The sequence below is a fragment of the Microbulbifer sp. MI-G genome, from assembly GCF_030440425.1.
GTDB lineage: Bacteria > Pseudomonadota > Gammaproteobacteria > Pseudomonadales > Cellvibrionaceae > Microbulbifer > Microbulbifer spongiae.
Genome location: NZ_CP098023.1, coordinates 771,046 through 786,008 on the forward strand (window position 1 = coordinate 771,046; position 14,963 = coordinate 786,008).

The following is a 14,963-nucleotide window of genomic DNA, read 5'->3' on the forward strand; positions in this document are numbered from 1 at the left end:
CTTTTTTTCTTGGCTATCAATTGCCGGCTGGCAGTATTGATTGCCAGGTGAGTAACCTTGGGCCGGGTTGTAAAGCGTAGTCAGAAAGCCCGGCTGTATCGGGTGTGGCACGGCCGCTCTGTTACCCGAGTGGATTTGGCCTGTTATCATATCGCTTTGTTATTGTCCCTCATGCACTTTGTCATTGCGCACGCTCTTAGACGCACCCAAGTGCGTGGGCCGCAAAGCACCCAAAATCTGGTGCCAGATGGAGTGGAGGCTAAATTCCGGAGATGGATCAATGAAACCCACTTATGAAATCCGCATAGGTACTTTGGCGGGTTTCGATACACTTGTGCCACAATTGGGCGGTGTCCCGGCCAAGCTTCTGGCACGTGCTTCTCTCCCCCCAAACTGTGTGCGCCGCCCCGAGATATTGATTTCCATCTCTACACTGGTAGACCTGCTGAATGTGTGCAAGCAGGAGTTGCAGTGTGATGACTTTGGCCTGCGTCTCGCCGAGTTGCAGGGGCTGAGAATGCTGGGGATCCTGGGGAAACTACTGCTCAATGGGGGGAATCTGGATACGGCTCTGAGCGCGTGTCATCGCTATATGGTTTTGCACAATCAGGCGGACCACTGGCGACTCTCGGAGCAGGGGGAGCGCTTGCAGGCGCAGCGGATCAGCCACTATTCCGGGCTCAGTGACACAGACCAATATAGTGAGTTGGCGATGGGTGCTGCCTGCAGATTGTTTCGGGAGCTGGCGGGTACAGACATCCGTCCTCTGCAGGTGTTGTTTCGCCATACGCCGATTTCCTCTATGCAGCGTTATCGGGAGTATTTCGATGCTGAGGTGCTGTTTGCTCAGGAGCGGGATTGTCTAATTTTTGATGCCACTTTGTTGCGTCGCCCACTCAGCGCCCCCGCCCCCAGCCTGATCAATTACTTCGAGAAATTTACCCATGGGCTGATCAAGCAATACCAGGGGGATATCGCCGCGCAGGTACGCACCCTGATTTTACAAACGCTGGGTGCCAAGCAGCACAGCTTGGCGCAGATTTCCCAATTGATGGACATGCCGGTGCGCACTTTGCAGCGACGCTTGAATGACTCGGGAACCTCTTTCAGGCAGCTCTTACAGCAGGCGCGTATGGAGACAGCGCGCTGGCATTTGCGCGCCTCCAGCATTGATATCGGTTTGCTCTCTGCAAGTCTGGGTTATACGGATGTCAGCGCTTTTTCAAAAGCTTTTCGGAGTATTCACGGCAGTTCCCCTTTGCAGTGGCGTAAATATCAACATGAAATGCACTGATTGGGGTGCAACAGCGGATTGTCGGGTTCGGTCTGCATGTTGGGCTTGTTAGATCAGTCCTTGTACCATTCCAGACAGATCGGTTGGCTAAGGTCGGTGTGACGGCAATCTCTGTCACTCTAATACCAGTGGGGAATGATGTGTGTTTTCCGGGCAGCAGCACAGGCCCCTTCCGCCGCCCTTTTGCCTCGCTCACGGTGACGAGTTATGCTGCATGCCAGTTTCATTTGACTGGTATCAGTAGGAAAGATGCATGGGAACGGACAATATTCGCTGCAAAGCTGCTGTGGCCTGGAAAGCGGGTAGTCCCCTTTCCATTGAGGAAATCGAGGTGATGCCTCCACAAAAGGGCGAGGTGCGCGTCAAGTTGATGGCTTCCGGGGTTTGTCACACCGATGCCTTCACATTGTCCGGGGAAGATCCGGAAGGTGTATTCCCTGCAATTCTCGGCCACGAAGGGGCGGGTATTGTCGAATCGGTAGGCGAGGGTGTTACCAGTTTGCAGGTAGGAGATCATGTTATTCCCCTGTATACGCCTGAGTGTGGTGAGTGCAAGTTCTGTATGTCTGGGAAAACCAATTTGTGTCAAAAAATTCGTACCACACAGGGTAAGGGACTGATGCCGGATGGCACTAGCCGCTTTTCTATCAATAGCCAACCTATTTATCATTATATGGGGACTTCTACCTTCTCCGAGTACACAGTTTTGCCAGAAATTTCCCTGGCCAAAATTAACCCCGAGGCACCACTTAGAGAAGTGTGCCTGCTTGGCTGTGGCGTTACCACCGGTATTGGTGCGGTGATGAATACCGCAAAAGTTGAATCGGGCTCTACCGTGGCGGTTTTCGGTCTGGGAGGCATAGGTCTGTCTGCGGTGATCGGCGCTAAAATGGCTGGCGCTGAGGGGATTATTGGCATTGATGTGAATGAGGATAAATTTTTACTAGCAAAAAAACTGGGTGCAACGATATGTGTGAATCCTAATAATTATGAACAACCCATTCAGGAGGTGATTGTTGATCTGACTGATGGCGGTGTGGATTACTCTTTTGAATGTATCGGCAATGTGCAGGTGATGCGCGCTGCTCTGGAATGTTGCCACAAAGGCTGGGGAGAATCTGTCATTATCGGGGTTGCCGGTGCCGAACAGGAAATCTGCACGCGCCCATTCCAACTGGTAACCGGTCGGGTTTGGCGTGGCACAGCTTTTGGTGGCGTAAAGGGCCGTTCAGAACTGCCGCAATATGTAGAGCGTTACCTGGCGGGGGAATTTCATTTGAATGATTTTATTACCCATACCATGACGTTGGAAAAAATCAATGACGCTTTCGATTTAATGCGCGAAGGCACGAGCATTCGCAGTGTTATTCATTACGACCAAGCCTGAGTGGAAATAGGAATATGTCTCTCGAACTTGTCAGTGGTACCAAATCTTTTGACGGCCTGCAGCAGCAATATCGTCACTGGTCTAAGGTCCTGAGTTGCCCGATGCAATTCTCCATTTTCCTGCCTCAGACTGCCGACCGGGAACCTGGGCACCGATATCCGGTTCTCTACTGGCTCTCCGGCCTCACCTGTACGGACGAGAACTTCAGCCAGAAAGCTGGTGCCCAGCGCATGGCCGCCGAACTGGGCATTGTTCTGGTGATGCCGGATACGAGTCCTCGGGGAATGGACGTCGCTGATGATCCGGCTGATGATCTGGGTCAAGGGGCGGGCTTTTATGTCAATGCCACACAGACGCCCTGGAAGCAACATTTCCAAATGTATGATTATATCGTCGAGGAATTGCCGCTATTGATCGAGGCCAATTTTCCGATAAATCAGCGCCGCGCAATCAGTGGGCACTCCATGGGGGGGCATGGTGCTCTGATGATCGGGTTGAGGAATCCCGAGCGTTACACTTCTATCTCGGCTTTCAGTCCGATCTGCAACCCCATGGCTTGCCCCTGGGGTGAAAAAGCACTGAGTGCTTACCTGGGAGCCGATACCACCCGCTGGGAGGAGTACGACGCGACAGTGCTGGTAGGCCGTGCGACCCTTCACCGGCCCCTGTTTATTTCCCAGGGGGAAGAGGACGAATTTCTCAAACAGCAGTTGCGGCCTGAAGCCCTGCAGATGGCCGCTGATGCCTGTGGTTATCCGATTCGGCTGGAGCGCCATACGGGTTATGACCACAGTTATTATTTCATTGCCTCTTTTATAGAGGCACATTTGCGCTTTCATGCGGATTTTTTGTTGAGAAATCGCCTTGAAAGTACACTTGTTCATTTTACCCCGGATCTGCTGAAGCCGTGGTGAGATCAAAGCACTGCCAAGGCTGCTTAAGCAGAACCAAAACCTATAAAACCTTGTGATAGTAGCAGGAGTGTTTGTCAGTCACCCTGAGGCACTACGCACCTCTTTTTGCAGGAGAGTTCTTTATAGAAACTGATGCCTTGCTGAGAGATCTATAGTATTGTTTATTCACCAGTTTAATCGGGTTTTTACAGCCCACTGGTTTTGTGCCCTTGAAGTAGGGATGCCGTCGCGCGGTGCAGTTTGTATCGCGAGGGCTCGCGCCAACTGACTATAGCCTTTTCCTGGGTACAGTCTACCCGATTGTAGAGGTATTGATGAGTCCCGCTCTCCTAGAGGCTGTGTGCCAATCACTTCGTGGGTGGTTGGTAAGTCCTTCTAATAAAGAGTTGCCCTATGAAACGAATGTTGCTTGCACTGATAGGTATTATTTTTTCGGGAGTTGGTTCTGCAAAGCCGCTTACTATTGAGCGATTGTTCTCCGACCCCGCCTTGAAAGGGTCTGTTCCCCGTGCGCTGGAGTATTCACCCGATGGCCGTCGCGTGACCTTTCTGAAAGGCCGTGAAGATGACTACAACCGCTACGATTTGTGGGAGTACAATATTGCCGACCGTCAATCCCGTATACTGGTGAATTCCGACAATCTGCACAGTGGCGCTGAAACCCTGTCCGATGAGGAAAAGGCTCGGCGGGAACGGCAACGACTCTATGGAAGTGGCATCATGGGCTACAGCTGGTCTGAGGATGGTGAGTCCCTGCTGTTTCCCCTTGCCGGAGATATATTCTACTACGAACTGAAGACCGGATCCGCACAGCGGCTGACTGAAACGGAAGCGTTCGAGACCGATGTGCGTGTTTCCCCTTTGGGGCGGCAGGTCTCTTTTATTCGCGAACAGGATATTTTCGTTGTTGATCTGGCAAGCGGAGCGGAACGCCCCCTGACAACCGATGGCGAAGGGCCGATCAAAAATGGCATGGCGGAATTCGTTGCCCAGGAGGAAATGGGCCGTATGACCGGCTATTGGTGGTCCCCGGATGATCGCTATATCGCTTTTCTGCAAGTGGATGAGTCGCCAGTGGATGAAGTAACCCGCAGCGAAATCTATGCGGATCGCATTGATATCATTCGCCAGCGCTATCCGGCTGCTGGCCGCGCCAATGTAAAAATCCGCCTCGGGGTGATAGAGGTAGAGTCCGGCAAAACCCGCTGGATAAATCTTGGTGAGACACCGGATATCTATATCCCCCGGGTGAAATGGGCGCGGGAGGACTTGCTGAGTTTCCAATGGCAGTCCCGCGACCAGCAAAAGCTGGAATTGCGCCTCTTCGATCTGAAAAATGGTACCTCCCGTGTCCTCCTGACAGAATCCAGTGATACTTGGGTTAATCTCAACGATGACTTGTATTTCCTGAAAGGTAGTGATCAATTTATCTGGTCCTCCGAGAGGGATGGGTACAGTCATCTCTACCTTTATACGCTGACAGGCAAGCTGCTTAAGCAGTTAACCTCCGGGGATTGGGTGGTCGATGAGTTGGAAGCGGTAGATGAAAAAGCTGGACTGGTTTATTTCACAGGGCGCAAGGATACTGTGTTAGAGCGACATCTGTATGCAGTACCCTTACAGGGCGAGGAAGAAATTCAGCGTTTATCCAAACGACCCGGCATGCACAGAATTAAGTTTGCCGAGGATGCCTCGGGTTATATCGATACATTCTCCAACATAGATACTCCACCCCAGGTCAGCCTGCACCGAAGCGGTGGTGAGCGGGTTACCTGGTTGGAGGAAAATGCGGTTGTCAAAGGACATCCTTTGCATCCTTATATGAGCGACTGGATTTTCCCCGAGTTCGGTACTATCCAGGCACCCCAAGGGCATCAACTGCACTACCGCCTTTACAAGCCTGCGGATTTTGACGCGGATAAACGTTACCCGGTTATGGTTTATGTGTATGGCGGTCCCCATGCGCAGGTGGTGACCAAGAATTGGGATAGGGAGTTTAATCAGTATATGGCTCAGCAGGGCTATATTGTATTCTCCCTGGATAACCGCGGCTCTGCGAATCGGGGTACTGCGTTTGAAAACCCCATATTCAAGAATATGGGCGGTCCCGAGGTGCAAGACCAGATAACCGGTGTGAAATTCCTGCGTTCACTGCCTTTTGTGGACAAAGACAATATTGGCATTTATGGCCACAGTTATGGTGGATATATGGCTTTGATGAGCCTGTTTAAAGCAGGCGAATATTTTAAAGCAGGTGTTTCCGGTGCACCGGTTACAGACTGGTCGCTCTACGATACCCATTACACCGAGCGCTATATGGGCAATCCGAATTCTGATGGAGATGCCTACCGTGCCTCTTCCGTTTTCCCCTATACGGAAGGTTTGCAGGGAAATTTGTTGGTCTACCATGGTATGGCGGACGACAATGTGCTGTTCACCAACACCACGCAGTTGATCAAGCAGTTGCAGGATAAGGGCCTGCAGTTTGAGTTGATGACCTATCCGGGCAAGAAGCACGGTTTGCGCGGCAAAAAAACCCGAATTCACCAATATACCTTGATCAAGGATTTCTTTGATCGCCACCTTGGCAATGGTCGTTGAGGGCTGTTTATCCGGCAGTTTGAGAGATGTCTCCAGGGCTTCGAGATACTGGACCCTTAAATGGCAGTAAAAGTATGTGCCTGTATTTGGTAGCCGCTCCTCCCAAGCAGTTTTGCCCAGGCAATCTTTTTCGGTGCTGGAATGGTCTCATTCAATAAACAACCGGGCACGATTGCCCGGTTTGCTAACAGTGAGTTTTTTTGCCGCCAACACCTTTTCCGTCGGCCAAGAATTTAACCTGATTGCGTTATTGCTTTTCCTTCTGGTCAAGTATTGTCTTGATCGAAACGATCCAGATTCATTACTTTGGTCCAGGCACTGACAAAATCCTTTACGAATTTTTCCTGGGCATCATTGGATGCATACACTTCGGCGACAGCTCTCAGTTCAGAGTTAGAACCAAAAATCAGGTCCACGGAAGTTGCACTCCATCTGGGTTCACCGGTCTTGCGGTCCTGTCCCTCATAAATCCCTTTCGATTTCTCTGACTTTGACCACTCGGTAGACATATCCAGCAAATTGACAAAAAAATCGTTGGACAAAGTCCCAGGACGATCAGTGAAGACGCCATACGGCGTTTGTTTGGTATTGGCGTTGAGGGCGCGCATGCCGCCGATAAGAACCGTCATTTCGGGCACGCTGAGGGTAAGAAGGCTTGCGCGGTCCACCAGCCACTCGGTTGGGGATCTGCCGTTACCTGAACCGAAATAGTTTCGAAAGCCATCGGCAACTGGTTCGAGCATTGCTATAGACTTGACATCTGTTTGTTGTTGCGAGGCATCTGTCCGACCCGGTGTAAAGGGCACTTCAATCTTATGCCCGCCTGCCTCGGCTGCTTTTTCCACAGCTGCCGATCCACCAAGGACGATGATATCTGCGAGGGATACCTTTTTACCACCGGATTGCGCATTATTAAAATCCTGCTGGATCTCTTCCAGTTTTGCCAGCACCTTGGCCAACTCATCGGGATCATTGACGGGCCAGTCCTTTTGGGGTGCCAATCGTATACGCGCTCCATTTGCGCCACCGCGCAGGTCCGAGCCGCGAAAGGTGGAAGCTGATCCCCAGGCAGTTCTCACCAGTTCCGGTATGCTCAATTCTGAATCGAGAATTTTGGATTTGAGCTGGGAGATATCCTCGTCATTGATCAGGGGATGATCCACTTTTGGTACCGGGTCCTGCCAGATGAGATCCTCGTCCGGGACTTCAATACCGAGATAACGTGCTCGGGGGCCCATATCGCGATGTGTGAGTTTAAACCAGGCCCTGGCGAAAGCACGCTGAAATTCTTCCGGGTTGTCCCGAAAGCGTTGGGCAATTTCCTTGTAAACCGGGTCAAACTTCAGTGACAGGTCGGTTGTAAACATAATGGGCGCATGGCGCTTGTTTTTATCGAAGGCATCCGGCACCAGGTTGGCTGCACTGGGATCGTCGGGTACCCACTGAACGGCTCCGGCGGGACTTTTTGTTTTTACCCAGTTGAAGTTAAACAAATTGTTCAGATATTGCTGGCTCCAGTTAATGGGCGCGGCCGACCATGCACCCTCCAGTCCAGAGGTCATGGTGTCCTCTGCATTGCCTTTACCACACTTGTTTTTCCAACCGAGCCCCTGTTGTTCTATGGGTGCGGCTGCGGGTTCGGGACCCAGGCAATCCGCCTTGACCGCACCGTGGGTTTTGCCGAAAGTATGACCACCGGCAATCAGTGCCACTGTTTCTTCATCGTTCATGGCCATACGACCGAAGGTATCGCGAATATCCTTGGCGGCAGCGATTGGATCTGGTTTGCCATTGGGCCCCTCGGGGTTTACATAAATCAGGCCCATCTGTACCGCGCCAAGGGGTTTTTCCAGATTGCGATCTCCCGTGTAACGCTCGTCAGCCAGCCAGGTGGTTTCAGGTCCCCAGTAGACCAGGTCCGGCTCCCAGTCATCCTCCCGACCGCCGGCAAAACCGAAAGTCTTGAAGCCCATGGATTCCAGGGAGACATTGCCAGTGAGAATCATCAAGTCACCCCAGGACAACTTGCGACCGTATTTCTGCTTGATTGGCCAAAGGAGTCGCCTTGCTTTATCCAGACTGGCGTTATCCGGCCAGCTGTTGAGGGGCTCGAATCGCTGTTGCCCACCGCGGGCGCCACCGCGACCGTCGCCGATCCGGTAGGTTCCAGCGCTATGCCAGGCCATGCGGATCATGAATGGGCCGTAGTGGCCAAAATCTGCCGGCCACCAATCCTGGGAGGTCTTTAACAGTACCTCAATATCACTCTTTACCGCCTTGAGGTCGAGGGTTTTGAATGCCTCGGCATAATCAAAGTCTTCGCCCATGGGATTGGACTTGGGAGAGTGTTGGCGAAGGGGTCTGAGATCAAGTTGATCTGGCCACCAAAACAGGTTTGACTTTGGTTGCCCCTCAACGGGGCCTTCACGGGTTACGGGAGCAGTCACAACTTCCTCCTCATTGGCAGCGAAGCTTACTGGCGCCAGTATGAATAGATTGAGTAAAAAAGCGACATAAAAAGAATTTTTTTTTATTAACATCGGAATCATCTCCCTCTAATAAGAAATGCAGACCTCAGCTCTTTACTATATAAGGTTTTTCTGTTGTTGTAGAAATAAATCATACATTGGGTATTTTTTACCAGTGGAAACTTGTCAGCTCTTTCATTTCAGCAGTGGGTTGCGGCTGTCGGCGCAGGGTCGGCCAGGATGATTCAATACATCCGATAAATTGTGAATATTCCAAAGGAAAATCATCCGCAAAGTGTCAGGCCATAGTGGCGCCACTAAAGTGCTCGGGTTAGCGGAGGTGGATATGACAGTTTAGTGAACAACTTCCTGACAGGATGGGAATATCCGGCCAAAGTGCGAAGGTTGGGGCTATTCGTGCAGGGTATTGGCGCTGAAGCTTTCAAGTGCTTCCAGATTCTTGGAAAAAACAGCTAACTGTGGCCGCTCATTACGCCATTCAAAATCTTCGTGCCGGAAGTCCAGGTAAGACAGCGCAGAGCCAAGGTTGATATGAAGTAGGCTGAGTGTATCGGGGAGCTGGGTAATTCTGGATTCGAAAAAATTTAATGTGCGAACAATTGCGTTATTATAGCGTTGCCACCAAAATTCTGAGGCCAACCCCTCTCGCTCCCGTACCTTTTCCACCTGCCGCAATACCAGTGTCTCCATAAGCCCGGTGCCGGCACTGTAAAGTGTTTTCAGGTTCCAGTCATTGTCCAGAGCTTTGCTTAAACGGCCATCGCCCAACTGTTTGTCCAGATAGGCGCAGATGACTTCGCTATCCATAATGGTAGTTCCATTATCCAAGCTCAGGCAGGGCACCTTGCCGAGAGGATTGCTGGAGGTTAACTCTTTGCCATTATGAAATGGGTGGGAGAAGTGCTCCGAGACACAGGATTGTAGCCCGTGTTCATAGACCACGATACGAACATTGCGGGCAAAAGGGGAGGAATAGGTCAAATAGAGTTGCATGGCACTACCTACCCGGTCTGATTGTCACTCCTGTTGAGTATGCTGAGGGGTGCTGGCGATGTCCAGAAAAAAGTTTGCACCAGCCTAGTGATGCGTAATAGTGCCAATAATGCGGTTATACAGATGCTGCTTCAGGTAGGCTCGCTGTTTTTTCAGGCTGGCATAGTGATCGTCGTCAGTGCCGATACCGCTTTCCTGAAGCCCGCGAATTCGTTTGTCCAGCCTTTGGTAAAGATCGTTTTCCAATTTGAAATTCATGTCTTCGTTGAGCAAACGCCTGATAATATCGGCATATTCGGGAAAATCCAGCAACAGTTCGTGTGAGGCTATGGACATAATAGAACCTCCACCTGGCTCAGTTAGAATTGTGCTTTCTATTCTAGTTTAGGTCCGAGCAGTCACAAACTGGCAGTTTCTGCAGGGTGCGGGAAAGAGATGACACCCAAAGAGGCCTTCCGCAACTGGGTTGTCAGCCTGCGCTGAAATACTGGATTAATGTGGGAAAATGATTTTCCTCAAGGGATTGTACAGCAGTGATCTGACAGTCAGTTGTGATGTGGGGTTGAGAACATGCTTTGCGGAAACTGTAGATAGGAAACAGGATGTTTACTGGTGCAGGCAATGGTTTGATCCAAAGAGCTATTCAGCAGATGGGGTGCTGCTAGAAAACTGTGCAAAAAGCACAAATAGAATAAGCGTCTGAAAGAATGGGCTGGCGCAAGAGAAAAAATAAACCCGATAACAGAAATTGTCGGTTTTATTGCCGGGTGGCGGGTTCGCCACCCGGGGTTTGCTGTGCAAGTGCCTGCGAATGTCTCAGGCCGATGCTTCCATAGGGGCAAAGCGCAACTGACGCCGCTGCAGCAGTTCTCCCAGATACAGTTTCAGATAGGCTGCTGCCGCCCGCTTTCCTTCAGCTGCGGCTTCGTTGGTAATTCGTCCAAAGCGCGAGTAAGCCTGGGAACAAAAGGCATCATTGATGTTGATGGCGCACATAAAGCGGTCGCGCCAGTCCTGTGATGGTGGCAACTCGAACTCGCGAGATAGATTCTTGATCAGAGTATCGGCAAGGCGCCAGTTATTTTCCATCTGCAACTGGCGTAGTGCCCAACTGGACTGCGGGCCATAGTGCACCTTTAATGCAGAAATATTGTCCTCGTAGTAGTTGCGCACCAGATCACAAAGCTGGTAGAGCATATCCTGCCAGCTTTCCGTAGGCAGAAAATCTGAATATTCTAGTACCAAATCGCCAAAAGATTTGTAGTGGCGCTCGGCCAGTGCGGTGAGACTGGCATCTACACTGGGAAAAAAATGATAGACAGAGGCTGCGGGAACTCCGGCTACCTGGCTTAAGTTGGCCAGACTGATATCAGTAGAGTCCTGGTCGGAAATCAGCGTTTCCAGTGCGTCGAGGAGCTTTTCGTACTTCTCGCGACCGTTTTTACGTTGAGGCTTGCGTGGACTGGCAGTATCGCGCCGGCTGATAGCGCGTCGATCAATTTGATTCAAGTTGCATTCCCCCCTTAGACAAGCGCAGGCTAGTACGTGCTAAAAATGCGCTTTACTTCCTTGTAAAAAATTGTCTTCTGGAACTGATCATTATCATCGTACCAATTTCGAAGAGCAAGAGAATTTTGTTAGATTTGTGGGATAGTTCCGTATTAAAAGAAATAATTTGATTAACTAAAGGTTTCGCAAATGGATTTTTTTCTGTTAGTGGTAGCGCAGCTTTGTTGATTTACCGCGAAATACCCAATAGGAAAAAGCGGTATATCCAAGAATAAACGGTATCACAATCAACGCGCCCACCAAAATAAACTGGAGAGAGGCATTGGCACTGGCCGCCTGCCAGATGTTCAATTGCCCCGGCACTATATCGGGATAGAAACTGAATGCCAGCCCGATAAAGCACATTAAGAAAATAATCACCACCGTGGCGAATGGCACTGCGCTGTGCCTGTCATTGGTTTTGGGGACTCGTGCAAGTAGAAAGTCATTGAAAATAAACGCCAGGAAACACAGGGTTGGGATCAGAAGGACAAACATGACCAGTGGGTAAGTGAACCAACGGTCGAAGACACTGGGATTGACCAGGGGGTTGATTGCGGACACAGCGATCACTCCCACCAGCATTGCGCGCCCGGCGCGACGCGCCCAGCGTGCCGCACGTTTCTGCAGATCTGCTTCGGCTTTCAGGATCAGCCACGTACCCCCCAGGTAGCTGTAGGCCGCGGTCACGCCCAGGGCGCTGACCGCGGAAAATAGCTGAGTTTCCCAGCCCGACCTGAACCCCATTACATACAGGCCCAGCATATAGCCCTGGGCGAGGCTGGTGGTGAGAGATCCCGCCTTGAAGATCCTGTCCCAGGCCAGCTTGTGATTTACCGCAGCTTTTGTGCGAAAGTCGAAAGCCACTCCGCGCATTATCAGACCTATGAGCATAATCGCAGCGGGTATATACAGGTGCATGAGCACCTGGTTATAGGCCATGGGAAAGGCGATCAGCAGCAGGCCAATGGCCAGCACCAGCCAGGTTTCGTTGGCATCCCAGAAAGGTCCGATAGATGCGATCATGATATCCCGCTGTGACTCTTCCTGTTCACCCAGGGGCAGAAGAATGCCCACGCCCAGATCGTAACCGTCCAGCACTGCGTAGACCAGAACTGCCAGGCCCATCAGGCCGATGAAGACAACCGGTAACCAATAGGTGGCTGCAGAGGCGCTCTCACTCATTGAGGCTCTCCCTTGGAATGCTTTTGGGTTGAGTTGGGCAGGTTGGTCAGGCTTCCTCCGGCTTGGGGTTCCTCGGTTTCAAATTCTTCCACTTTGACGGATTTCAATGCCATTACTTTTAATGTGTGTATGTAGGCGAATAGCAAAATGGCGTAGACAATGAGGTACAGGGCCAGGGAGAGACCGACACGCGAGGCAGGTATCTGGGTAACAGCGTCGGCGGTTTTCAGTACCCCTGTAACCAGCCAGGGTTGGCGACCGATTTCGGTAACGTACCAGCCGGCCAGGGTGGACACCCAGCCGGAGAAGGTCATTACTACCAGGGTTTTCAGTGCCCAATGGGGTAATTCCTTGCGTCGCAACAGCAGGTAACAGCCCCCCCAGGACACGACCAGCATAATGAGGCCCATGCCGACCATAACCCGAAAGGCGAAAAATACCGGCGCTACCGGTGGGTGATCACCGGGAAACTCTTCAATGCCTTTGACTTCTCCATCCAGGTTGCGGGTGAGGATCAAGCTGGCCATCTTGGGAATGGCAATCTCGAAATGATTGGTTTTTTCCTTGCCGTCGGGAATGGCGAAGAGCAGTAGGGGCGCCCCGCTTTCCGTTTTCCAGGCACCTTCCATGGCCGCCACTTTTTGCGGCTGATATTCAAGCGTATTCAGGCCGTGTAAATCCCCCACAAAGATTTGCACAGGAATAAATACCGCTGCCAGTATCAGACCGGTCTTCAGGGTCAGGCGCGGTGCACGCTTGGGATCTCCCTTCAGGATACGGTACGCGGAGATGCCTGCGACAAAGAAAGCTGCGGTCAACCCGGAGGCCAACAGCATATGAGTAAGGCGATAGGGAAAGGAGGCGTTAAAAATAATATCCAGCCAACTCTCAGGGTAAGCGACACCCCCGCGCAGTTCAAAGCCAGCGGGGGTCTGCATCCAGGAGTTGAGTGCAATGATCCAAAAGGCCGAGAGCGTGGTGCCAAATGCTACAACAAATGCGGAGAATGTATGTACTTTACTGGGAACGCGCTTGATGCCAAACAGCATAATACCGAGGAAAGTGGCTTCCAGAAAAAATGCTGTGAGCACCTCATAACCCAAAAGTGGCCCGGCGATATTCCCCACTTGCGCCATAAAGCCCGGCCAGTTGGTACCAAACTGAAAAGACATCGTGATACCGCTGACTACCCCAAGGGCGAAGGTCAGGGCAAATACCTTGACCCAAAAACGGTAGGCGCGCATCCAAATGGGGTTGTTGGTCTGATCGTAGCGCAGCTTGAAAAAAACAATGATCCAGGCGAGTGCGATAGTGATCGTGGGAAAGAGGATATGGAAGCTGATATTGGCGGCGAACTGTATTCTGGAGAGGATCAAAGTATCTAGCATGGAAGCCTCTGCTGGTCGGACATTGTGTTAACAGGATCACCAAGCGGCTCTTTCCGAGCGGCTGGGTTGTTGTCCAAAAATCCCTGGAAGCTGTGTGCCCCGAACGGTGTTCTCGGACTGGTATATCAGTGCAGGATAGGCGGCATTTCCGTTTGCCATGCCCAGAAAATACCCACTCAAGATTTCCTGCATTGTTTTAAGGCGTAAAGTTGCAAAGACCCTTGGATTCAGGGGGAGTGCTTTGGTTTGGCGCTTGGCACACCCCCGCTCATTTTGCTTCTGAACTCCAGCAGTTTGCTAATACCGGAGCCCAGCTTCATCAATTTAAGCAGATCCTTGTGTTCTAGTTTGCTCAAGGTGTTGGAAAATTCTTCCAGTAATTCCAGCAGGCTGTATACCTCCTGAATTTTCTCCTGAGCCTGGGTATCCTGTTTGTCCTGGGGCTCGCTGAGCAGTAGTTGGCGCAGCAAACTCAAAGTGGGGTCCAACTCTCGCTTGCGGCGCTCTGCAAACACTGTGCGGGCCAGATCCCAGATGGAGCCGGCGGTGGTAAAGTAGTCTCTGCGGTCCCCGGGTTGGTGATGTAGTTCCACCAGGCGCCAGGCCTGTAATTCTTTGAGGCCCATGCTGACATTACTGCGACTGATTTTCAGGGCCTTGGCCAATTGCTCGGCGTTGAGAGGGCTGGAGTGGATGGTAAGCAGAGCAAACAGTTGGCCGACGGTGCGATTAAATCCCCAGCGGCTGCCCATCTCACCGAAATGCAGAACAAAGGCCTGGGTTTGACTGGAAAGTATCATTTTCTAAATTTTCAGAAATTTCTGAAAATTATAGAGATGAATTGATCTGCGTCAATAGCAAATTGCCGGTATGCCATTTGGATTGGTGGTCAGGACTTAGAAGCCGTGGTGGATCAGTCATAAAATTGTATGACCAGGCAGCCAAAAACCGATTGCCGGTTTTTGGCAATGGGGCGAGGCTGTGCCACCAACCTGCAGTCGGCGCGATTACTTGAAAACCAGTTCGCTCTGTATCGCCGCGCGGGTCTCTCAACGGTAGCAATACAAGAGGTTGATGGAATACCTGACGGGGAAGCGGGTACACAATCGTGCCTTGAAGCGGGAATAAGGGTTGGATACTATCAACAGGCTTGCGTATGGTTGT

At 51.4% G+C, this 14,963-nt stretch carries 11 protein-coding genes; 4 read left to right on the top strand and 7 right to left on the bottom strand.

Annotated elements, in window-relative coordinates; translation table 11 throughout:
- Nucleotides 1-280: 280 nt before the first annotated feature.
- From M8T91_RS03020 to M8T91_RS03035, 4 genes are all read left to right on the top strand, one after another.
- Complete coding sequence (locus tag M8T91_RS03020) at nucleotides 281-1,294, top strand: AraC family transcriptional regulator (RefSeq protein ID WP_301416692.1); 1,014 nt, start codon at nucleotides 281-283, stop codon at nucleotides 1,292-1,294.
- A gap of 253 nt (nucleotides 1,295-1,547) precedes the next feature.
- Nucleotides 1,548-2,681, top strand: coding sequence for an S-(hydroxymethyl)glutathione dehydrogenase/class III alcohol dehydrogenase (locus M8T91_RS03025; RefSeq protein WP_301416694.1), 1,134 nt, complete (start codon nucleotides 1,548-1,550; stop codon nucleotides 2,679-2,681).
- 14 nt (nucleotides 2,682-2,695) lie between these two features.
- Nucleotides 2,696-3,595 carry an S-formylglutathione hydrolase gene (gene fghA / locus M8T91_RS03030; protein WP_301416696.1) on the top strand — a complete coding sequence of 300 codons (900 nt, stop codon included), beginning with the start codon at nucleotides 2,696-2,698 and terminating at the stop codon, nucleotides 3,593-3,595.
- A 393-nt stretch (nucleotides 3,596-3,988) separates the two neighbouring features.
- Nucleotides 3,989-6,196: a S9 family peptidase gene (locus tag M8T91_RS03035; RefSeq protein ID WP_301416698.1), complete on the top strand. Its 2,208-nt coding sequence runs from the start codon at nucleotides 3,989-3,991 to the stop codon at nucleotides 6,194-6,196.
- A gap of 266 nt (nucleotides 6,197-6,462) precedes the next feature.
- Here the strand turns inward: M8T91_RS03035 and katG are convergent, their stop codons facing one another.
- The 7 genes from katG to M8T91_RS03070 all read right to left on the bottom strand — a co-directional run bounded on the left by katG (nucleotide 6,463) and on the right by M8T91_RS03070 (nucleotide 14,599).
- A complete protein-coding gene (katG, locus tag M8T91_RS03040) occupies nucleotides 6,463-8,736 on the bottom strand; it encodes a catalase/peroxidase HPI (RefSeq protein ID WP_301416700.1) in 2,274 nt (757 codons plus the stop codon).
- 339 nt (nucleotides 8,737-9,075) lie between these two features.
- The gene (locus M8T91_RS03045; protein WP_301416702.1) at nucleotides 9,076-9,678 is read right to left on the bottom strand and encodes a glutathione S-transferase N-terminal domain-containing protein; all 603 of its coding nucleotides are present in this window, start codon (nucleotides 9,676-9,678) and stop codon (nucleotides 9,076-9,078) included.
- An 84-nt stretch (nucleotides 9,679-9,762) separates the two neighbouring features.
- Nucleotides 9,763-10,014: an HP1242/YdcH family protein gene (locus tag M8T91_RS03050; protein ID WP_301416704.1), complete on the bottom strand. Its 252-nt coding sequence runs from the start codon at nucleotides 10,012-10,014 to the stop codon at nucleotides 9,763-9,765.
- Nucleotides 10,015-10,494: 480 nt separating this feature from the next.
- Nucleotides 10,495-11,187: a TetR/AcrR family transcriptional regulator gene (locus M8T91_RS03055; RefSeq protein WP_301416706.1), complete on the bottom strand. Its 693-nt coding sequence runs from the start codon at nucleotides 11,185-11,187 to the stop codon at nucleotides 10,495-10,497.
- A gap of 204 nt (nucleotides 11,188-11,391) precedes the next feature.
- Nucleotides 11,392-12,411 (bottom strand): cytochrome d ubiquinol oxidase subunit II, encoded by a 1,020-nt coding sequence (locus tag M8T91_RS03060; protein ID WP_301416708.1) that lies wholly within the window; start codon nucleotides 12,409-12,411, stop codon nucleotides 11,392-11,394.
- Nucleotides 12,408-13,799, bottom strand: a complete 1,392-nt coding sequence (locus tag M8T91_RS03065; protein WP_301416710.1) for a cytochrome ubiquinol oxidase subunit I — start codon at nucleotides 13,797-13,799, stop codon at nucleotides 12,408-12,410. Before M8T91_RS03065 ends, M8T91_RS03060 begins: the two co-directional genes overlap by 4 nt.
- Before the next feature lie 227 nt (nucleotides 13,800-14,026).
- Nucleotides 14,027-14,599, bottom strand: coding sequence for a GbsR/MarR family transcriptional regulator (locus M8T91_RS03070; protein ID WP_301416713.1), 573 nt, complete (start codon nucleotides 14,597-14,599; stop codon nucleotides 14,027-14,029).
- Nucleotides 14,600-14,963 lie beyond the last annotated feature (364 nt).